Below are 20902 nucleotides of genomic sequence, written 5' to 3'. Positions count from 1 at the left end.
ATAGACCTCCTATAATAAATTGTCAGCAATTGCGACCAATTCTTTCAACCGTTTGACTTCAAGTTCTAACACTTCTTTTCCAGCATCTGTTCTCTTGTATACACGACGACGTTTATCCTCACTAGGCACTTCACGAATCAATTTCTGTTTTAGTAAATTTTCTGTTGCTCCATACATGGTACCCGCAGCAACTCGCACGCGTCCATGACTCAGCTCTTCAACTTTTTGCATAATTGCATATCCATGGGAAGGTTGATCTAGTGAAAGCAAAATATAAAATGTTGTTTCTGTTAGTGGCAATAGTTTATGTATATTCATGGACTTAATCTCCTCCTTTTACACGATTTTTATATACAGTTCAACTGTATAGTTTGATTGTATATCGTTATGCTGTATATGTCAATCATTTTTTGTTTAAACAAGTGTTGAAACTAAAGTCCAAACGTTTTATTTTTCAACGTTATATTCTTTATTTCCTAGGGATATTCATTTTTTAATTTAATTTCACAAGGTTTGTTCAATCTGTTCAGCTTTTGTGTTTTTTTTGGTATAATGTATAAGATTGAAAAAAGAGAGAGGACGTTGATGATGGCACAAGAAAACGCCTTGATCCAAGGTATGAATCCAAGACAAAAAGAAGCCGTTCTACATACAGAAGGGCCTTTATTAGTTATGGCAGGAGCCGGTAGTGGGAAAACAAGAGTTCTCACACATCGGATTGCTTATCTAATAGAAGAAAAAGATGTGAATCCTTGGAATATTTTAGCGATTACGTTTACAAACAAAGCGGCAAAGGAAATGCGTGAACGTGTTGGCAAATTATTAGAAACGGGCGGAAATGACGTTTGGGTTTCTACATTCCACTCAATGTGTGTTCGGATTTTACGTCGTGATGTTGATCATATTGGTTATAATCGTAATTTTACGATTATTGATACTTCGGAACAACGAACATTGATGAAACGGATTTTAAATGAATTGAATATTGATGTGAAAAAATACGATCCGCGCTCGATTCTAGGTACAATCAGTAATGCGAAAAATGAGTTGCAAACACCAGAAAAGGTTGAAGAGTTGCAAGGGACACCTTATGAAGAGGTTGTAGCTAAGTGTTATAAAATGTATCAAAAAGAACTAAGAAATAATCAATGTATGGATTTTGATGATTTGATTATGAATACAATCCGCTTGTTCAATGAACATCCTGATTCACTGGCGTATTATCAAAATAAATTCCATTATATTCATGTTGACGAATATCAAGATACCAACCATGCCCAGTATACCTTAGTTAATATGCTAGCAGAGCGGTTTAAAAATCTTTGTGTCGTTGGTGATGCGGATCAAAGTATTTATGGCTGGCGTGGAGCGGATATGCAAAACATTTTAGACTTTGAAAAAGATTATCCAGATGCTTCGGTAATTTTGCTGGAACAAAATTACCGTTCAACAAAGAAAATCCTTGATGCAGCGAATAACGTGATTCAGAATAATCGCAATCGCCGAGACAAACAGCTTTGGACTGAAAATACAGATGGAGAAAAAATCGTTTACTATCGTGGTGATAACGAACGAGATGAAACACAGTTTATTGTTGGGCAAATCCAAAAAGAAATGCGAGATAAAGATCGTATTTATGGCGATTTTGCTGTTTTGTATCGAACAAATGCGCAATCTCGGGTAATGGAAGAAATGTTATTGAAATCAAATATTCCATATACAATGGTCGGGGGGCATAAGTTCTATGACCGTAAAGAAATCAAAGATATTTTAGGCTATTTGAACATTATCTCCAATCCAATGGACTCTCTTAGTTTTGAGCGAGTGGTCAATGAACCAAAACGAGGAATTGGTAAAAGTTCTGTGGAGAAATTACGAAGTTTTTCTCAGATGCATGGCTGGTCTTTACTAGAAGCTTCTCAAAATGTAGATTTGGCCAATATTTCCGGCAAAGCAGGTAAAGAATTAGGTAGTTTTGGCATGATGATCCAAGATTTAACACAGATGATTCCTTATTTAACGATTACTGAACTAGTGAAAGAAGTCTTAGAACGTAGCGGGTATCGGGAAGAATTAGTTAGACAAAACAATTTAGAATCCCAAGCGCGTTTAGAAAACTTGGATGAGTTCTTAACGGTTACACAAGAATTTGATAAACGTTATGAACGTCAAGATGAAGAGGAAGCAGATGCGCCAGATGAAAAATTAGCTGTCTTTCTAAATGACCTAGCGCTTGTTTCAGATCTTGACAATTTAGAAGAAAGTACGTCACAAGTGACATTGATGACATTACATGCAGCCAAAGGACTTGAATTTCCAGTGGTGTTTTTAATTGGTATGGAAGAAGGCGTCTTTCCTTTATCACGTGCTATGCTGGAAGAAAGCGAATTAGAAGAAGAACGCCGTTTGGCATATGTAGGAATCACACGTGCGGAAGAAATATTGTATATAACTAACGCGTTTTCCAGAACATTATACGGACGGACGCAATACAATCGTCCAAGCAGGTTCTTAGATGAAATCGATGAAGAGTTATTAGATTTACAAGGTTCGATTGCTGCATCTAAAGTACCAGCTAGAACATTTGAACCGAAAGTATTCAAACCAGCCTATGCTCAACCAACCAAACAACCAGTAACAGATAAAGTTGAAAGCGGCGGGGAATCAATGGCTTGGCAAGCAGGAGATAAAGTCAGACATAAAGCATGGGGAACAGGTACAGTCGTCCGAGTTGGCGGTACTGCTAAGGATTTAGAACTGGACGTTGCCTTTCCAGAAAAAGGGATTAAACGCTTATTAGCAGCATTTGCTCCGATTGAAAAAATATAAAATATGAGTGAGCTAGCCGTTCGGAAAAAAGAAAAATACTGAATGAGGAAGAAGCCTTTAGTCATTATTTTCTATTTTTCAATCAAAGCTAAACGAGCGCACTACACTTTTAATGATGTCTAGTTTCGTGAGCTAGCCGTTCGGAAAAAAGAAAAATACTGAATGAGGAAAAAGCCCTCAGTCATTATTTTCTATTTTTCATTCAAGGCTAAACGAGCTCACTACACTTTTAATTTTAGGAGGGTCATTTATGGCGGATGTGCCGTTAACATTGGCTGAAGCAACAGATAAGGCAAAAGAGGTACGAGTGCAGTTGAATCAATACGCACATGAATATTATGTTGCAGACAAACCAACGGTAGAAGATTATGTATATGATCGATTATATAAAGAATTAGTAGACATAGAAACTGAGTTCCCAGACTTGATTACTTCTGATTCTCCTACACAACGTGTTGGCGGAAAAATTTTACAGGGATTTGAAAAGGTTACTCATGAAGTTCAGATGTATAGTTTGAATGATGGGTTCAGTAAAGAAGATATATACGATTTTGACGAGCGCGTTCAAAAATTAGCAGGGAAACCTGTTAGTTATTGTTGCGAGCTTAAAATCGATGGACTTGCGATTTCTTTGAAATATGAAAATGGTAAATTCGTTCAAGGGGCAACACGAGGAGATGGAACAGTAGGGGAAAATATCACCGAAAATTTAAAAACCGTCAAATCAATTCCTTTAGAGTTGAAAAAGCCGATTTCAGTTGAAGTTCGTGGCGAATGCTATATGCCGAAACAATCATTTGTCAATCTCAACAAAGAACGAGAAGAAGCTGGACAAGATGTTTTTGCTAATCCAAGAAATGCGGCAGCAGGTAGCTTACGCCAATTAGATACAAGTATGGTCGCTAAAAGAAACTTAAGCACTTTCTTATACACAGTGGCTGATTTTGGACCGATGACAGCTCAAACACAATTTGATGCGTTAAATGAATTATCAGAAATTGGATTTAGAACCAATCCTGAAAAAAAATTATGCCAAACTATTGATGAAGTATGGGCGTATATAGAAGAATATCATGAAAAACGAACAGAATTACCTTATGAAATCGATGGAATAGTTATTAAAACCAATGAATTTACGATTCAAGATGAATTAGGCTTTACTGTTAAAGCCCCTCGGTGGGCAATTGCGTATAAATTCCCACCAGAAGAAGCACAGACGGTGGTGGAAGAAATTGAATGGACGATTGGTCGAACAGGGGTTGTGACACCAACGGCTGTGATGCGACCGGTTCGTGTAGCTGGTTCTACAGTTAGTCGAGCAAGTTTGCATAATGCAGATTTCATTGCGATGAAAGATATTCGTTTGAACGATACAGTTATTATTTACAAAGCTGGGGATATTATTCCAGAAGTGGCTCAAGTGTTGACAGAGCAGCGAGATGAGAATAGTCAGCCTTATGAAATTCCGACGCATTGTCCAGTTTGTAATAGTGAGTTAGTGCATTTAGATGAGGAAGTTGCTTTACGTTGTATTAACCCTAAATGTCCTGCTCAAATCAAGGAAGGTTTGAATCATTATGTGTCTAGAAATGCTATGAACATTGATGGTTTAGGACCACGAGTATTAGAGCAAATGTATGATAAAGAACTAGTGGCAGATGTAGCTGACTTGTACTTTTTAACACAGGAGCAATTGATGACTTTGGATAAAATCAAAGAAAAATCTGCAAATAATATCTATCAGGCTATTGCTGCAAGTAGGGACAATTCCGTAGAACGTTTGATTTTTGGTTTAGGCATTCGTCATGTTGGAGCAAAAGCTGCTAAAGTTTTAGCAGAACATTTTGGTGATTTATGGGCAATTAGTAAAGCCTCTAAAGAAGAAATTGTTGCTTTAGATTCAATAGGTGAAATTATCGCAGACAGTTTAGTGACTTACTTTGAAAATGAAGAAGTCCATGAACTGATGGACGAGCTAACAAAAGCAGGTGTAAATTTTGAATATAAAGGAATCCGTACTGCACAACTGGCAGCTGTAGAATCACCGTTTAAAGATAAAACTGTTGTTTTAACTGGGAAACTCACGCATTATAATCGTGAAGAAGCCAAAGAAAAAATTGAAAACTTAGGTGGAAAAGTAACAGGTAGTGTTTCCAAGAAAACGGACATCGTTGTTGCTGGCGAAGATGCTGGTAGCAAACTGACTAAAGCGCAAGATTTAGGAATTGAAGTCTGGGATGAACAGCAAATGGTCACCGCCTTAGATAATAGTACGACTATTGAACCTGAATAAGCGTAATCAAACAGATTTAGCGTTATTTTTTACATTTATAAGTTATTTTCTTTGATCTCAATCATAATTTCTTAGAATTTTATGATAGAATAAGAAAAAAGCTGTTTTTTTAACGTAACTATTCGTTTAACAGTATAAAAAATGAACTAGTGAACTCTTGAAAGCTACTTTTACAAGGAGTTGAAAGGAATAGCTGAACTGAGTTTTTCTAAAAGAAAGAAGGGTATCCATGGCAATCAGTGAAGAAAAAGCAAAACATGTAGCAAAATTGTCTAAACTGTCATTTTCCGATGAGGAATTGAAAGATTTTACGGAACAATTAGGCAAAATCATCGATATGGTAGAATTATTAGAAGAAGTAGATACAGAAGGTGTTCCATTTACCTCTAATGTTGCAGAATCAATTAATGTAATGAGAGAAGACGTAGCAACACCTGGTATGGATCGTAATGAATTAATGAAAAACGTACCTGAATCAGAAAATGGCTACATTAAAGTGCCAGCGATTATCGACAACGGGGAGGCTGGTGCATAATGGAAAAATTATACGATAAATCATTAACCGAGTTGCATGATTTACTTGTCTCAAAAGAAATCACTGCAACGGACTTAACACAAGCAACACTGAACCGCATTAATGAAACTGAAAAAGATGTGGATTCGTTTATTACAATTAGCGATGAAAAAGCGCTAGAATTAGCGAAAGCAATCGATCTTAAAGGGATTACTGAGTCAAATCCATTAGCTGGTATTCCAATTGGGATCAAGGATAACATCGTTACAAAAGATATTTTAACAACAGCGGCGTCTAAAATGCTGCACAATTTCAATCCGATTTATGATGCAACAGTAATGGATAAAGTCTATCAAGCAGATATGATTCCTGTTGGGAAATTGAACATGGATGAGTTTGCGATGGGTGGAAGTACAGAAACGTCATATTTCAAAAAAACTAAAAACGCTTGGGATCATTCAAAAGTTCCTGGTGGTTCTTCTGGTGGTTCAGCCGCAGCCGTTGCAGCAGGACAAATCCCAGTTTCATTAGGAACAGATACTGGTGGAAGCATTCGCCAACCTGCTTCATTTAATGGGATTGTCGGAATGAAACCAACGTATGGTCGTGTCTCTCGTTTTGGTTTGATTGCATTTTCTTCTAGTTTGGATCAAATCGGACCCTTGACACGTAATGTAAAAGACAACGCTTTAGCACTAAACGCAATTAGTGGTTATGATGCCAATGATGGAACATCAGCGGGTGTTTCTGTGCCAGACTTTACTGCTGGTTTAACAGGTGACATCAAAGGTATGAAAGTCGCTTTACCGAAAGAATATCTTGGTGAAGGAGTAGATGCTGGTGTTCGTGAAGCAGTATTAAAAGCCGCAGAAACATTCAAAGCACTAGGCGCAACGGTGGAAGAAGTTAGCTTACCCCACTCTAAATATGGTGTAGCCGTTTATTATATCATCGCTTCATCTGAGGCAAGTTCAAACTTACAACGTTTTGACGGCATTCGTTACGGTCATCGTTCTGAAAACGTAAAAAATCTTGAGGATGTGTATGTGAATTCGCGTTCTGAAGGATTTGGTTTGGAAGTAAAACGCCGTATTATGCTTGGAACATTCTCATTAAGTGCTGGACACTATGAGGCACATTTTAAAAAAGCTGGACAAGTTAGAACGTTGATCAAACAAGACTTTGACAATGTTTTTGAAAAATATGATATCATCATTGGCCCAGCGTCACCAACAGTAGCGTTTGGCTTAGGTGAAAATATCAATGATCCAATTACAATGTATATGAACGATTTATTAACGATTCCAGTGAACTTAGCTGGCTTACCTGGTATGTCAATTCCAGCTGGATTCTCAGAAGGATTACCAGTTGGACTGCAAATTATCGGAAAAGCCTTTGATGAAAGTACAATGTATAAAGCGGCTCATGCGTTTGAACAAGCGACAGATTTCCATACGAAAAAACCTGTGATCTTAGGGGGGAATGACTAATGAACTTTGAAACTGTCATCGGACTTGAGGTCCATGTAGAACTAAAAACAAATTCTAAAATCTTTTCACCAGCACCTGCTCACTTTGGAGCGGAGCCAAATAGCAATACGAATGTGATCGACTGGGGCTATCCAGGTGTGTTACCTGTAATGAACAAACAAGCGATTGAATTAGGTATGAAAGCAGCACTTGCGCTAAATTGTGAGATTTCAAAAGATACACATTTTGATCGTAAAAACTATTTCTATCCTGATAATCCCAAAGCTTATCAAATTTCTCAATTCGATCAACCAATCGGACATGATGGCTGGATCGATATCGAAGTTGAAGGAAAAACAAAGCGTATCCGCATCGAACGTGTGCATTTAGAAGAAGATGCAGGGAAAAATATTCATGGTGATGGCGGTTATTCCTATGTAGATTTGAACCGTCAAGGTACACCTCTAATCGAAATCGTTTCAGAAGCAGATATGCGTTCACCTGAAGAAGCGTATGCTTATCTTGAAGCATTACGTTCAATTATCTTATTTACAGAAGTTTCAGATGTAAAAATGGAAGAAGGCTCAATGCGTTGTGATGCCAATATTTCTTTACGTCCTTACGGTCAAGAAGAATTTGGAACAAAAGCTGAACTTAAAAACTTAAACTCTATGAGTTTTGTTAAAAAAGGTCTTGCATTTGAAGAAAAACGTCAAGCCAAAGTGTTGTTATCTGGTGGAGAAATCCAACAAGAGACTCGTCGTTTTGATGAAACAACTAACAAAACATTATTAATGCGTGTCAAAGAAGGATCAAGTGACTATCGTTACTTCCCAGAACCAGATGTACCACGTTTTGCGATCGATGATGAATGGATTGAAAAAGTTCGTCACAGTTTACCTGAAATGCCGGCGTCTCGTCGTGCTCGTTATATCAAAGAATTAGGCTTGCCAGAATATGATGCTATGGTTCTTACGTTAACAAAAGAAATGTCAGATTTCTTTGAAGCAGCGTTAAATGAAGGCGCAGATGCAAAACAAGTTTCCAACTGGTTGATGGGTGAAGTTTCTGCTTACTTAAATAGCGAAAAAGTAGAGTTGCCTGATACAAAATTAACGCCTAAAAACTTAGCAGGTATGATTACTTTGATCGCAGATGGAACAATCAGTTCTAAAATCGCTAAAAAAGTCTTCAAAGAATTGATTGAAAATGGCGGCGACGCAAAAGAAGTTGTTGAAGCAAAAGGTTTAGTACAATTGTCTGATCCGTCTCAATTATTACCGATCATTAATGATGTATTGGATAACAACCAACAATCTGTTGATGATTTTAAAAATGGAAAAGATCGCGCTGTTGGTTTCTTGGTTGGTCAAATTATGAAAGCGACGAAAGGCCAAGCGAACCCAGGCGTTGTAAATAAATTACTTCAAGAAGAATTAGCAAAACGCTAGAAAGCAGCAGATGACCTATGAAAAAAGCAAGAGTGATTTATAATCCAACTTCAGGAAAAGAGCTAGTTAAGAAAAATCTAGCTGATATTCTTTCAGTTTTGGAAGAATGCGGATATGAAGCTAGTGCTTTTGCCACAACTCCAGATGAAAATTCCGCAAAGAATGAAGCACGCCGTGTAGCTGAATTAGGGTTTGACCTAGTCGTTGCAGCCGGTGGTGATGGAACGATCAATGAAGTCGTGAATGGGATTGCTCCTTTAGAAAAACGACCGTCTATGGCGATCATTCCTGCTGGAACAACCAATGATTATGCAAGAGCATTAAAAATTCCTAGAGATAATATTGTCAAAGCAGCAGAAGTCATCAAAAAAAATCAAACGGTTAAAATGGACATCGGAAAAGCCAAAGATAATTATTTTATCAACATTGCAGCTGGTGGACATTTAACTGAACTAACGTATGAAGTGCCTTCTGAATTAAAAAGTATTTTTGGCTATTTAGCATACTTAGCTAAAGGAGCTGAGATGCTTCCACGAGTAAAACCAATCAAGATGCGAATGGAATATGACGAAGGGGTTTATGAAGGAAATGCATCTATGTTTTTCTTAGGACTAACCAATTCGGTAGGCGGATTTGAACAAATTGCGCCTGACGCCAAACTTGATGATGGAAAATTTTCTTTGATTATTGTCAAAACGGCTAATGTTTTTGAAATTTTACATTTGGCAGCACTCATGTTAAATGGCGGCAAGCATATAGAAGATAATCGGTTGATTTACACCAAAACGAGCCGTTTATATGCAGAAACATTGGAAGAAAATAGTTCTATGATGATTAATCTAGATGGTGAGTACGGTGGCGATGCACCGATGGAATTTGTCAATTTACATCAACATATCGAAATGTTTGCCAACGCAGATGCAATTCCTTCTAACGCAATTATGGGTTCTGTTTTAGAAGATTATAATGGAACCTCAGAAGAAGATGATGATGAATATCTTGAAACAAGTAAAGAGTTCGTTAGAGAAGTAGAGCGTTTAACAGAAGAAGATATTGATGGCGATGGTAAAATTGCTGATAAAGAGAAGTAAAAAAGCAGCTTTCTGTATGTTTTTACAGGAAGCTGTTTTTTAAATAGCGTGATAAAAGGAAAGTCTTTGTTGCTTTTCTAGCATTTTTTCATTAGAATGAGTGAAGCGTATAAAAGAAGGAGCGACTTATGAATAATTTTCCAGTGAACAAAAACGAAACAATCGAAGTTGATATTATTGATCTGACACATGAAGGAATGGGTGTGGCCAAAGTTGATGGCTATCCACTTTTTATAGAAAATGCTTTACCAGGTGAGAAAATCGAAATCAAAGTATTGAAAGTCGGCAAAAGTTTTGGCTACGGAAAAGTAGTCACTATTTTAAAATCAAGTGAAGATCGTGTACCAGCCAAAGATGAGAACTTTACAAAAGTTGGCATCAGCCCGTTACAACATTTAGCCTACGGCGCTCAGCTCACATTTAAAACCGATCAAGTGAAAAACGTGATGCAGCGTGTTGCAAAATTACCAGATGTTCCTGTATTGGACGCTTTAGGGATGAATAATCCTTGGGGCTATCGCAATAAAGCGCAAATTCCAGTAAGAAAAATTGATGACAAACTGCAAACAGGATTTTTCAGAAAAAATAGTCACGATCTAATTCCATTAGAGCATTTCTATATTCAAGATCCTAAAATTGATGAAGCAGTGATTAAAATCCGTGATATTATGAGACGTTATAGTATCAAACCTTATAACGAATCAGACAACACAGGGAATTTGCGTCATATTGTTGTTCGTCGGGGCTATCATACGGGAGAAATGATGGTTGTCTTAATTACTAGAACACCAAAATTATTTCCAACAAGCAAAATCATTCCAGATATTTTAGAAGCCTTGCCTGAAGTTGTCAGCATTGTGCAAAATGTCAACGCTAAAAAGACGAATGTGATTTTTGGAGACGAGACGATTCTTCTACACGGAGAAGATAAAATAATCGATACGATTTTTGATTTGAAATTTGAAATCTCATCTCGTTCGTTCTACCAAGTAAATCCACAGCAAACAGAAGTAATGTATAATAAAGTGAAAGAATACGCAGCGTTGACCGGTGAAGAAGTCATTGTAGATGCTTATTGTGGGATCGGTACGATCGGTTTAACATTAGCAAAAGATGCAAAGCATGTTTATGGTGTAGAAGTGATTGAAGAAGCGGTGAAAAATGCTGAAAGTAATGCAAAACTAAACAATATCACTAACGCAACATTTACGGCAGGATTAGCAGAAGAAGCTTTACCAAGAATGATCGAAAATGACATCAAACCAGATGTCGTTATCGTTGATCCGCCACGTAAAGGTTTAGAAGTGAGTTTGGTTGAAACGTTGATTGAAACAAAACCTAAGCGTATCGTCTATGTTAGTTGTAATCCAGCAACATTAGCACGTGATTTAGCATTATTAGTTGAAGGCGGCTTTGAAGTGAAAGAAGTTCAGCCTGTTGATAATTTCCCACAAACCACGCATATTGAGTCAGTTACTTTGTTAACAAGGATGGTGTAATAAATGGATGATACAAAAAAGAAAATGCTAGAATTAATCAAGAAAAAACAAGGTGGAGGCAGATCTGAAAAAATGGAGACGCCTAAAAATGACCGTAGAAACATGCGTAAAGGTCCGAAGATTTATAATAAATAGAGTAACGAGTTTTTAGTAAAAAAGAGAATGAAATAAGAAATCAGCTACTAAAAGAGAGTACAGAACTATTTTTTGATGTTCTGTACGCCTCTTTTTTTATTTTTCTCAAATTATCTAACCAAAATCTGACCAAGAAATTGTTATGATACATTTGCTTGCAAACAAAGAGAATATAAATTGGAGGACACAACATGAGTTTTTTTAAAAGAGCATTAATCAGTATCTGGCAACGGAAAGGACGAACGGCCTTATTCTTAGGGTTATTTCTTGTTGTTTTCTTATTGATTTTGTCAGGATTTGCCATCCAACAATCAGCAGAAAAAAGTAAAGTGGATGCCCGAAAACAATTAGGCGCAGAAGTTCGTCTAAAAAGAGACAACGACAAAATAAAAGAAGCGTTATTCAGCGGGAATTCAAGCATCAAGCCACTGTCCAAAGAGACTGTAGATAAAATTACCGATTTACCTCAAGTAAAAAGTGTATTGATTAATGGTGAAATTAGTGGAGCCAAAGGTGATTTAATATCGGTTAAACCAAAAGAAAATAGTGATAGTAACGCTTTTAGTCCCAACGTGGCTAGTTTAGATCCAGACCAGGAAGGACCGGCTTTTAAAATACTAGGTACCAATAATCTACTAAAAACGACTGATTTTAAAAATCGAGATGCCACACTTATTGAAGGAAAACCTATTACAGAAAAAACACCAGCAAATTCCGCTGTTGTTGAACAAACATTTGCTAAAAATAATAAATTGAAACTAGGTGATACCTTTAAAATTAAAGCTTTTTCAATAGACGAGGAAGAAACAGACCAAGAATTTAAAGTAATCGGCATATATAAAAGTGAAAAAGAGATGTCTGCTTTAGAACAAATGTATGAATTAGCTCAACCAGAAAATCAAATGTATATAGATATTGCTACGTTTTTTAAAACAAGTAAACAAGCCAACATCGATGATGCAATTTTTTATTTAAAAGATCCATTACAAGTTGATGGGTTTGTAAAAGATGCCCAACAACAATTACCAACGGAAAATAACTTCTTTAAATTAGACGCATCCACTGAACAATACGAGCAAATGATCGGTCCTATTAAAAAAATGGCTAGTTTTAGTTCAATCATGATTAAAGTGATTGTAGTAGCAGGTGGATTGATTTTAACATTCTTATCATTACTCTCTATTCGTGATCGAAAAAAAGAAGTTGGGATTTTACTTTCTTTAGGAGAAACAAAAATTAGAGTTATTTTGCAACTGGTAATAGAAATTATAGTGGTTGCATTACTTTCATTTGGCTTATCTTTAGCGATTCTACAAGTTTCCGGTCAAACAATATCCGATACAATATTGACCAAGCAAGTTAGAGATGCTGATCCTATGATGCAAGAAGATGACTATGGACAAGAAACAGACAAAAAAATCGAACCAGTAGATAAAATGGATGTACAAGTAAATGGAACAGTGATTTCCCAAGCAGGGAGTTTAGGTTTTATACTAATCATTATCACAACACTTATACCTAGTATTATTATCGCTAGAACAGATCCTAAAGATTTGTTTGCCCAAAAAGAATAGAGGGAGAAGTAAAAAATATGAATTTAGAACTGAAAGACATCACATACTCATACAAAGATGGCGTTCAAGAGTATAAGGTTTTGGACAATATCAATTATACATTTGAAGCAGGAAATTTTTATACAATTATGGGACCTTCTGGTGCGGGGAAAACAACATTATTATCCATTGCATCTGGACTGATGGCACCCATTGAAGGCAGTATCAGCTATAGAGGTGAAAATATTTACACAACAGGTATAACCAAATACCGCAAAAAATTCACATCCATTATTTTTCAAGCATACAATTTGATTCCTTATATGACTGCTTTTCAAAATGTCAAAGTTGGCATGGAAATTAAAAGCCAACATGTCTCAGACGTCAATGAATATGTAAAAAATAAACTGAGATCCGTAGGTATTACAGATGAATTGATGCACAAAAATGTAATGAAATTAAGTGGAGGACAACAACAACGAGTTGCTGTAGCCAGAGCATTATCTGCTGATTCACCACTGATTTTTGCAGACGAACCTACAGGAAATCTGGATCACGTGACATCGCAAGGAATTATTGATATGTTAAAAGAACTTGCTCTTCTTGAAAAAAAATGTGTCATCATGGTAACACATGATTTAGAAATTGCGAAACAAGCAGATATTAGTCTTATCTTAAAAGAAAATACACTTAGACCACTGTAATATGATTAAAAGAAATCAGATTGGGATAGAAGTATTTAATCCCGAAAAATAAGAAGGAATTCACGAAAATGGCTCTTCAAATTTTTGTGAATTTCAGCTTATTTCCGAAGGGATTGCTTCTGTTCCCACTCACGTCATTTAAAATTAGACTAAAAAAGTTATAGTTTATTCATAAACCTCTCAACCTTTCATAAAAAAATTATGGTATTGTAATTGTATGTGAGAGTTCTATGGGAGGTTTATGATACAATGCGTATACTTATCGTTGAAGATGATCCTTTATTGGGTGAAGGTTTATGTATGGGACTAAGAAAAAAAGGCTATGCTGTTGATAAAGCAACAGATGGTTTTCAAGCAATTGAGATGATTGAAATAACCGAGTACGATCTAATCGTTTTAGACTTATCCTTGCCAAATATGAGCGGCTGGGAAATTTTAGAAAATGTACGAGCGCATGATTTAGAAATACGAATTCTAATTTTATCAGCAAAAAGCTTTGTCGAAGATAAGATCAAGGGGCTGGATATGGGGGCTAATGATTATTTGACAAAACCTTTTGATTTTTTTGAATTGGAAGCGAGAATAAGAAACCTTCTAAGACAAAAAATTAGTTTAGAGGAATCTATTATTGTTTATGGCTCAATCAGTTTGGATTCTGCCAAGCGAATCGTGAAAGTGGGCGAAACCCCAACGAAACTGACTAGAAAAGAATTTGGAATTTTAGAATATCTGATCAAAAACCCCGAAGAAGTTTATTCGGCTGAAAAACTGATGGAACATGTCTGGGATGGCGATGTAGATTTATTTTCTAATACGTTTAAATATCATATGTACTCATTAAGAAAAAAAGTGGCAGATATTGATCCAACAGCTGCTGAAATGATCCAAACGCTCAGAGGTGTAGGCTATTGTTTATCTACTAAATCAATGGAGAGAGGAAGTTAGGAATAATGAGCTTACAAAAACAAATTACGTTGTTGGTAAGTGGACTTTTGGTGAGCATGTCATTAGTCATTCTGTTGTTTTCTGTATCAGGTGCGAATAAGAACTTCACTGTTGAGCGTTTGACCGCACTTGATTCTAGTAATCAAGAGGTGATAAAAGCACAAGCACCGTCAAATAAAAAAGGCACGGATTTAGCTATTACGCTAGCTAAAGCTAGAACATCGTTTTCATCAACTATTATTTTTGTCTGGTTGATTGTGATTATTTTAGGCACAATTATTACATATAGGTTAGTCGGAAAAAGTCTAGGATCGCTGGTAAAACTCCAAAAAACAATGAGTCGTTTAGACACGAGAAATATTGGCAAACAAATCGAAATTGATCCGAGTCAACCACAAGAAGTTCAAGCATTAAGCACAAGCTACAATGAGATGACTACGAGATTGGATGAATCATTTTTAAAACAAAAAAACTTCATTAATAATGCTGCTCATGAATTAAAAACACCATTAGCTGTCATCATTACATATGCGCAACTACTTCAAATGACTGCAGATGAGTCAGATCAGGAAAGTCAGAAAATGACGGATGCGATTTTATCAAGTTGTGATAAGTTATCAATGACGTTAGAACAATTACTTTTACTAGCAAATGATAATCTTCTACAATTAACAGATTCAATCAGTACAGATTATATAATCAATGATGTATTTACAGAGTTAAAAGAACAAGCTTTGGAAAAACAGATATGCTTGGTAAATAAAAGTCAAAAAAATAATCAAATTAAAGGCAATCAAGTCATGTTAGGTGTAGTAGTTAAAAACCTAGTCGAAAATGCTATTAAATATGGAGATGAAGCATCTGATGTAACCGTTATGACTAAAGTATCCAATGACATTCTCACAGTTGAAGTGAGGAACACTGGACAAGAGATTATGGAAGATGAAGTAGAAAGTATTTTTGACCCTTTTTATCGGGGACAGAAAGTTAGTAATCAAATCATCGGTAATGGCTTAGGCTTAGCGCTAGTCAAAAAAATTATTGAAAGCCATACTGGAGAAGTCGCTTGTACAATCCATGGAAAAGAAATCTGTTTTCATTTCTCCATCCCCACACGTCAGATTTAAAAAGTGCTAACGAATAACTTAAATGAGATAAACTAGTTTCTGCCGTATATTTTATGGAAACTAGTTTTTTATGATTCTTGGACTCTTTTTTTATAAACAGCTATTTTATGATCCAGTACATTAATTGCTTGTTGGAGTTGTTCTAGTTCATTCAGAGCACTCTGTTTTTGTTTTTTTAATAGCTCTAAGCGATCCCGATTAGTGGAATCTCCCTCATGCCACCAGTTCAAGTATTGTTTTAAATCTTCAATAGTCATTCCTGTTTTTTTTAAGTGTAGAAAAAAATCGATCCACTCTTTATTACGATCATCATACATGCGGATATTATTTTGATCCCTTTTAACGGTAAGCAATCCTTCTTTTTCATAAAAACGTAGGGTATAAGGCGTAAGACCTGTTATTTTTGAAAATTCGTGAATTTTATATGTCATGAATCATTTCCTCCTTGATAAATACATATGTTTATTTTACCACGTAGAGTGGACTCTAAGTCAAAGGAAAAAAGAGATTTCATCTTGACTTAGAGTCCACTAGAAGAGGTATCCTAAAGTGAACAATAAGGAGGGTGTTTTTTTATGGCTCACAATGTAATGAAAAAAATATCGATTTTATCAGTATCCCTAGTAGTTGTATCGGGTGGTGCAATTGGTGCGAATATACCTGCTATGGCAGAAACATTTCCTAATGTACCATTATCATTAGTCGAAATGTTAACCACAATTCCTGCATTATTTATTATCCCAGCTGTGTTAATAAGTACAAAAATTGCTAAATATCTAGGCTATAAAACAACGGTTTTACTAGGCTTAAGTATTGTATTAATTTCAGGTATTGTCCCAGCCGTATCAACAAATTTTATACTCATTTTAATTTCTAGGGCTTGTTTTGGATTTGGTGTGGGTCTGTTTAATTCTTTATTGGTGTCTTTGATTCGTTACTTTTATCAAGGAAATGAACGTGCTACGACTATCGGTTTTCAAAGTGCTTTTGAAGGAATTGGCGGTATGTCATTGACTTTTGTAGTAGGACAATTACTCAAGATAAGCTGGCAAACGTCCTTTTGGGTTTACTTGTTTGTCTTGCCGATTATTTTATTCGTTGTATTATTTGTGCCTAGTGTTTCTGAAAAGGATATCCAATTAGTGCATGGGGAGCGCATGACAAAAGGAACACCTAAGGAAAATAAGCAGAAGGAAGGATCGATGAGTTGGCTTGCTTTTTCAGGTTATATTGTTTTGTTGATTATAGTTGTTTGTATGTATATGTCAATTACAGTTAAAGGGACTTTACTGATGACGACATTAGGATATGGAAATGCAACGGATGGTAGCAATATAATGGCTTTGATCGGTGTTGGTGCAATGACTGCGGGTTTTTCATTTGGTTATGTTTTTAAAATAACACAGCGTTGGACAATGCCTCTTGTGTTTTTAGTAATGAGTGGCGCGATGGTCTTGATCGGAATTTCTACTAGTGTTTTTCTGACAGGTGTAGGTGCAGTGGCCTGTGGTTTTTCTTTTAGATTGTTTATTCCTTATTTATTTAGTCAGATAAACAATGGAGCCTCTTCTCAAGCATCATTTAGAACCTCATTGCTTTTGGTTGGTTTTAATATTGGTTCTGCGTTTTCTCCATATGGTATTGCGTTGATTGATTCTGTATCAGTTTTTGACACGGTTCGAGGAACTTTTTTTTCCGAGGCAATAATCTTACTTTTTTTATCTCTACTGACGACAGTGATTACTTTAAGACAGAAAAAATGAAAAACAAACAGCCGCTTATCTTATGTGTTGAAATGGTTGGGTATGATTCTTTTTATCCGAAAAAGGAATAGTGTGATAAGCGCCTGTTTGAAATAAATAAGCTCTGCAAGACCTATTTATTTTTTTGAAGAAACATCTGTCTTCCGCCTAACAGATGTTTCCTCAAATACTAGTAAAAATGAAATCAATCGTTACTTTTTATCATTCAGTAGTGTAATTTTAGAAAATTATTTGTTTGCATGTTTATTTTTGATTGACTTAGCAAGCCTTTTTAACTAAATGATTGAAGCATGGTGAACAATTGAAGTCAGTAAAACTAGCTTATAAGCACCAATGTTAGAATATGAAAAAGGTATTCGAAAAAGGAGTAATCAGTACTTATATTATAAAAAGAGCGAAAAAATACGGTATTAGTCACCAACTAATACCGTGCAAAAGTACAATAAATAATCGTCAACCACTTCAAATAACTAAATTTGTAAAAAAAGCTAGTATTTCTTACAAAAATTGAGTAAAATAAAGGAGTCGATATATATTGACTTAGGCAACTTGTATAATCAGTTCGTGCTGATGATACGAGGCTCTGTATGAGGATTGCTGTCCTGATGCAGAGTGCCTTTTTTATTTTGTTTTTCGCTCTAATTATCACAAATAATTGGAAATACAAAAAATGATATTAGTCAGCACTAATACCATGAAGCGTTCGATAAATAAGCATTAACTAATTTCATTGAAAATACAGAAAAAACTATAATTTTTTCTGATACTTGGTAAAATGATAACAGTCAATAGTTTATTGGCGAGGCAACTTGTATTATTAGTTCGTGCTGATAATACAGGGCTCTGCATGAAGATTGCTGTCTTCTTGCAGGGCGCTTTTTTATATTTTGTATTGTAATGTTATCTTAACTTAAAGGTAGGAGTAGAGTCAATAAAATATTTCAAATTAAGTGAAAAAGTTCTTCGTTGAAACTAAAAGCTCTCATGCACTACCTTGTTTGGTTCATAGTATCAAGAAGGATTACTCTCGCCAAAATTTTGTATAATGTGCTTTTTCTTCAATATTATAATCAATTATTTTTTTTAGGAAGGTGTAGTCGATTGGTTCGGCCCAAGTTATTTTAATAATATTATCAGTATGTTGATAGCCCGTTTTTTCAATCTCGTCCTTGAAGGTCGCAATTGTCACTGTTTCTGGAGCAATTGAAATATGCTTTTTAGTCGTACTGTAGGCGATGATAAAAGTTTCATGGTCTGTAAACATTGGTTGGTTCCATTTAATCACAACATTCAATTGTGGATAGTGATCCATGGTCCATTTAAAAAGTTCTTCTACTTTTGTGCGGTGCTCAGGTTCAGTGATACTTGAAAAAAATTCATTGATGTCTTTCATGGCAAGGCCTCTTTTCTAATTAGATTGTGTAAAAATTCTATTTACTCTCTATCATTATAATATAGACAGAGGTTTTGAAGAACTATTAACTTTTGAATCAGTGAATTGTTAGAGTTCTTTTGCATGTATCCTCTCTTTTAATACGATATACTCTAATTAAACCAAATTAAGGAGGAAACGACTATGAAAACATATATCGCATTGTTGCGCGGTGTGAATGTTGGTGGAAAAAATAGAGTCGTTATGTCAACTCTTAAAGAATGCTTTGAACACCATGGTTTTAGGAATGTTGTTACGTATTTAAATAGTGGAAATGTTATTTTTTCAAGTGAAGAGACAGACAGTTTACGATTAGCAAAAGACTGTGAGCAATTGATTGAATCGGAATTTGGGCTACCAATTACCGTTACTATTTTATCGGGTGAGGCTTTATTAGAAGCTTTAGAACAGATGCCGGATTGGTGGAATGCCGATAAAGAGTCAAAACACAATGCGATTTTTGTGATTCCTCCAACAACAACAGAAGAAGTAATCGTATCTGTAGGTGAAGCAAAAGAGGAGTATGAAAAAGTTGCACATCATGGCGGTGTGATTTTCTGGTCAGCTCCGATCAAAACATTTTCAAGAACACGCTGGTCAAAAATCGTTGGGACGAAGCTTTATGACCGAATCACGATTAGGAATGCGAATACGGTTAATAAACTAGCTGAACTTGTTCAGAAAAATCGTTAAAAAGAACTTCTCTGTAGTGGAGACTGTTTTAAATTCTTTTCACTTATATTGAATCGAATTCCTTTTATGCTTATAATGAGTAAACAGTATCGTGAAAAATGATGTTCAACCAAAAGTCCCCAAACAAAGTAGGGAATAAAATCTGTCATTTTTAGAGCACCAATGCCTTAAAATGAAACAGTTTGTTCTTATTGTAGAATGGAAGAAAGTACACAATAGAAAGTTGAGACCTTAATGAATTTAAAAAAAAGTATCAAAATATTTTTAAGCCTTCTAGTCATTTTCATCACAATTATTTTAGCATATGTTGGCTATGTTTATTTCAGTTATGCCAGAATCGCCGATAATTTGTCTATTGAAAGTAAACAAAACGCCAAAGTAAAGGAAGTCTTAACGAACAAAGAATACAAAATCGCCACGTTTAATATCGGTTATGGTTCATATACACCTGACTATACTTTTTTTATGGATGGTGGGAAACAGTCCAAAGCTGAAAGCAAAACCAGTGTTGTCAAAAATATTTCAGGAGCAATTGCGACAACTAAATCGATTGACCCAGATTTTGCCTTATTCCAAGAGGTAGATGAAAAAGCCACTCGTAGCCGTGGTGTAAATGAAGTTGATCAAATCAATCAGCAGTTTAGTGACTACTCTAGCGTATTTGCTACGAATTATGATTCAGCATTTCTAATGTATCCGATCCTTGATCCAATTGGAAAGTCAAAATCTGGAATTCTTACGCTAAGCAATACTAAAATAGACACAAGCACTCGCTATAGTTTGCCAATTGAAACGAATTTCAATAAATTTTTTGATTTAGATCGTGCCTTTACGGTATCTAAAATCCCTGTTGAAAACGGGAAGTACCTGATGCTTTATAATGTTCATTTATCCGCCTATATTAAAGATCAAAAAATCCAAAAAGAACAAATCCATAAATTATTCGATCATATGGAAAATGAATATAAAAAAGGCAATTACGTTGTCGGTGGTGGTGATTTTAATCATGACTTACTAGATTCTTCGATTGAAACATTTAAAAATGATACAGCAGAGGAATACACATGGCTACAGCCATTCCCTAAAAAAGAGTTACCAAAACATTTACAAGTGGCTGCATTGACTGAAGTAGAAACGCCAGTTCCTTCTGTGCGTAATCTAGACAAACCTTATAAAAAAGGGGAGTCATTTGTAGCGCTGATTGATGGATTTATTATTTCAGATAATGTTGAAAATATTGATGTGCAAGTGATTGATGCTGAATTTAAACATTCAGATCATAATCCAGTTGAGATGACCTTTAAGCTAAAAAAATAAAAGAAGTGGTTGGGACATAACTCTTCGAGTCATATCCCAACCACTTGAAATCCGAATAAACGGTGGGAGCACAAGCAACTCCTTCGG

The 20902-nt window shown here is 35.6% G+C and carries 18 protein-coding genes; 15 read left to right on the top strand and 3 right to left on the bottom strand.

Annotated features, from left to right (window positions below; translation table 11 throughout):
• Nucleotides 1-9: 9 nt before the first annotated feature.
• Nucleotides 10-318 carry a PadR family transcriptional regulator gene (locus tag A5880_RS03315; protein ID WP_086331789.1) on the bottom strand — a complete coding sequence of 103 codons (309 nt, stop codon included), beginning with the start codon at nucleotides 316-318 and terminating at the stop codon, nucleotides 10-12.
• A gap of 270 nt (nucleotides 319-588) precedes the next feature.
• On the opposite strand from A5880_RS03315, the gene pcrA reads away from it, so the two are divergent.
• The 12 genes from pcrA to A5880_RS03255 all read left to right on the top strand — a co-directional run bounded on the left by pcrA (nucleotide 589) and on the right by A5880_RS03255 (nucleotide 15610).
• The gene (gene pcrA, locus A5880_RS03310; protein WP_086331981.1) at nucleotides 589-2829 is read left to right on the top strand and encodes a DNA helicase PcrA; all 2241 of its coding nucleotides are present in this window, start codon (nucleotides 589-591) and stop codon (nucleotides 2827-2829) included.
• Nucleotides 2830-3079: 250 nt separating this feature from the next.
• Nucleotides 3080-5122, top strand: coding sequence for an NAD-dependent DNA ligase LigA (gene ligA, locus A5880_RS03305; RefSeq protein ID WP_086331788.1), 2043 nt, complete (start codon nucleotides 3080-3082; stop codon nucleotides 5120-5122).
• 229 nt (nucleotides 5123-5351) lie between these two features.
• Complete coding sequence (gene gatC / locus A5880_RS03300; RefSeq protein WP_086331787.1) at nucleotides 5352-5657, top strand: Asp-tRNA(Asn)/Glu-tRNA(Gln) amidotransferase subunit GatC; 306 nt, start codon at nucleotides 5352-5354, stop codon at nucleotides 5655-5657.
• A complete protein-coding gene (gatA, locus tag A5880_RS03295) occupies nucleotides 5657-7126 on the top strand; it encodes an Asp-tRNA(Asn)/Glu-tRNA(Gln) amidotransferase subunit GatA (protein ID WP_086331786.1) in 1470 nt (489 codons plus the stop codon). The genes gatC and gatA overlap by 1 nt, the downstream gene beginning before the upstream one ends.
• Nucleotides 7126-8556 carry an Asp-tRNA(Asn)/Glu-tRNA(Gln) amidotransferase subunit GatB gene (gene gatB / locus A5880_RS03290; RefSeq protein WP_086331785.1) on the top strand — a complete coding sequence of 477 codons (1431 nt, stop codon included), beginning with the start codon at nucleotides 7126-7128 and terminating at the stop codon, nucleotides 8554-8556. Before gatA ends, gatB begins: the two co-directional genes overlap by 1 nt.
• A gap of 17 nt (nucleotides 8557-8573) precedes the next feature.
• On the top strand, nucleotides 8574-9647 hold the full coding sequence (locus A5880_RS03285; protein WP_086331784.1) for a diacylglycerol kinase: 1074 nt from the start codon (nucleotides 8574-8576) through the stop codon (nucleotides 9645-9647).
• 128 nt (nucleotides 9648-9775) lie between these two features.
• On the top strand, nucleotides 9776-11146 hold the full coding sequence (rlmD, locus tag A5880_RS03280) for a 23S rRNA (uracil(1939)-C(5))-methyltransferase RlmD (protein ID WP_086331783.1): 1371 nt from the start codon (nucleotides 9776-9778) through the stop codon (nucleotides 11144-11146).
• A 3-nt stretch (nucleotides 11147-11149) separates the two neighbouring features.
• A complete protein-coding gene (locus A5880_RS03275; protein WP_256924848.1) occupies nucleotides 11150-11281 on the top strand; it encodes a hypothetical protein in 132 nt (43 codons plus the stop codon).
• 191 nt (nucleotides 11282-11472) lie between these two features.
• Entirely contained in the window at nucleotides 11473-12855 is a 1383-nt protein-coding gene (locus A5880_RS03270) for an ABC transporter permease (protein ID WP_086331782.1), read from the top strand.
• Nucleotides 12856-12872: 17 nt separating this feature from the next.
• Nucleotides 12873-13538: an ABC transporter ATP-binding protein gene (locus tag A5880_RS03265; RefSeq protein WP_086331781.1), complete on the top strand. Its 666-nt coding sequence runs from the start codon at nucleotides 12873-12875 to the stop codon at nucleotides 13536-13538.
• 249 nt (nucleotides 13539-13787) lie between these two features.
• On the top strand, nucleotides 13788-14483 hold the full coding sequence (locus A5880_RS03260; RefSeq protein ID WP_086331780.1) for a response regulator transcription factor: 696 nt from the start codon (nucleotides 13788-13790) through the stop codon (nucleotides 14481-14483).
• A gap of 5 nt (nucleotides 14484-14488) precedes the next feature.
• Entirely contained in the window at nucleotides 14489-15610 is a 1122-nt protein-coding gene (locus A5880_RS03255) for a sensor histidine kinase (protein ID WP_086331779.1), read from the top strand.
• Between the two features lie 68 nt (nucleotides 15611-15678).
• Here the strand turns inward: A5880_RS03255 and A5880_RS03250 are convergent, their stop codons facing one another.
• The gene (locus A5880_RS03250; protein WP_086331778.1) at nucleotides 15679-16041 is read right to left on the bottom strand and encodes a MerR family transcriptional regulator; all 363 of its coding nucleotides are present in this window, start codon (nucleotides 16039-16041) and stop codon (nucleotides 15679-15681) included.
• 144 nt (nucleotides 16042-16185) lie between these two features.
• On the opposite strand from A5880_RS03250, the gene A5880_RS03245 reads away from it, so the two are divergent.
• Nucleotides 16186-17373, top strand: a complete 1188-nt coding sequence (locus tag A5880_RS03245; protein WP_086331777.1) for an MFS transporter — start codon at nucleotides 16186-16188, stop codon at nucleotides 17371-17373.
• A gap of 1021 nt (nucleotides 17374-18394) precedes the next feature.
• Here the strand turns inward: A5880_RS03245 and A5880_RS03240 are convergent.
• On the bottom strand, nucleotides 18395-18766 hold the full coding sequence (locus tag A5880_RS03240) for an iron chaperone (RefSeq protein ID WP_086331776.1): 372 nt from the start codon (nucleotides 18764-18766) through the stop codon (nucleotides 18395-18397).
• Nucleotides 18767-18949: 183 nt separating this feature from the next.
• On the opposite strand from A5880_RS03240, the gene A5880_RS03235 reads away from it, so the two are divergent.
• Nucleotides 18950-19498, top strand: coding sequence for a DUF1697 domain-containing protein (locus A5880_RS03235; RefSeq protein ID WP_086331775.1), 549 nt, complete (start codon nucleotides 18950-18952; stop codon nucleotides 19496-19498).
• 234 nt (nucleotides 19499-19732) lie between these two features.
• Nucleotides 19733-20815 carry an endonuclease/exonuclease/phosphatase family protein gene (locus A5880_RS03230; RefSeq protein ID WP_086331774.1) on the top strand — a complete coding sequence of 361 codons (1083 nt, stop codon included), beginning with the start codon at nucleotides 19733-19735 and terminating at the stop codon, nucleotides 20813-20815.
• Nucleotides 20816-20902: the final 87 nt, after the last annotated feature.

It is taken from the genome of Enterococcus sp. 4G2_DIV0659 (assembly GCF_002140715.2).
GTDB classification, from domain to species: domain Bacteria; phylum Bacillota; class Bacilli; order Lactobacillales; family Enterococcaceae; genus Enterococcus_L; species Enterococcus_L mansonii.
This window is presented reverse-complemented; position numbering and strand designations above follow the sequence as displayed.

Bases quoted from the DNA above. Each gene is read 5' to 3' on its own strand.
- A5880_RS03315 (WP_086331789.1), bottom strand. From the start codon at position 318: ATGAATATACATAAACTATTGCCACTAACAGAAACAACATTTTATATT.
- pcrA (WP_086331981.1), top strand. From the start codon at position 589: ATGGCACAAGAAAACGCCTTGATCCAAGGTATGAATCCAAGACAAAAA.
- ligA (WP_086331788.1), top strand. From the start codon at position 3,080: ATGGCGGATGTGCCGTTAACATTGGCTGAAGCAACAGATAAGGCAAAA.
- gatC (WP_086331787.1), top strand. From the start codon at position 5,352: ATGGCAATCAGTGAAGAAAAAGCAAAACATGTAGCAAAATTGTCTAAA.
- gatA (WP_086331786.1), top strand. From the start codon at position 5,657: ATGGAAAAATTATACGATAAATCATTAACCGAGTTGCATGATTTACTT.
- gatB (WP_086331785.1), top strand. From the start codon at position 7,126: ATGAACTTTGAAACTGTCATCGGACTTGAGGTCCATGTAGAACTAAAA.
- A5880_RS03285 (WP_086331784.1), top strand. From the start codon at position 8,574: ATGAAAAAAGCAAGAGTGATTTATAATCCAACTTCAGGAAAAGAGCTA.
- rlmD (WP_086331783.1), top strand. From the start codon at position 9,776: ATGAATAATTTTCCAGTGAACAAAAACGAAACAATCGAAGTTGATATT.
- A5880_RS03275 (WP_256924848.1), top strand. From the start codon at position 11,150: ATGGATGATACAAAAAAGAAAATGCTAGAATTAATCAAGAAAAAACAA.
- A5880_RS03270 (WP_086331782.1), top strand. From the start codon at position 11,473: ATGAGTTTTTTTAAAAGAGCATTAATCAGTATCTGGCAACGGAAAGGA.
- A5880_RS03265 (WP_086331781.1), top strand. From the start codon at position 12,873: ATGAATTTAGAACTGAAAGACATCACATACTCATACAAAGATGGCGTT.
- A5880_RS03260 (WP_086331780.1), top strand. From the start codon at position 13,788: ATGCGTATACTTATCGTTGAAGATGATCCTTTATTGGGTGAAGGTTTA.
- A5880_RS03255 (WP_086331779.1), top strand. From the start codon at position 14,489: ATGAGCTTACAAAAACAAATTACGTTGTTGGTAAGTGGACTTTTGGTG.
- A5880_RS03250 (WP_086331778.1), bottom strand. From the start codon at position 16,041: ATGACATATAAAATTCACGAATTTTCAAAAATAACAGGTCTTACGCCT.
- A5880_RS03245 (WP_086331777.1), top strand. From the start codon at position 16,186: ATGGCTCACAATGTAATGAAAAAAATATCGATTTTATCAGTATCCCTA.
- A5880_RS03240 (WP_086331776.1), bottom strand. From the start codon at position 18,766: ATGAAAGACATCAATGAATTTTTTTCAAGTATCACTGAACCTGAGCAC.
- A5880_RS03235 (WP_086331775.1), top strand. From the start codon at position 18,950: ATGAAAACATATATCGCATTGTTGCGCGGTGTGAATGTTGGTGGAAAA.
- A5880_RS03230 (WP_086331774.1), top strand. From the start codon at position 19,733: ATGAATTTAAAAAAAAGTATCAAAATATTTTTAAGCCTTCTAGTCATT.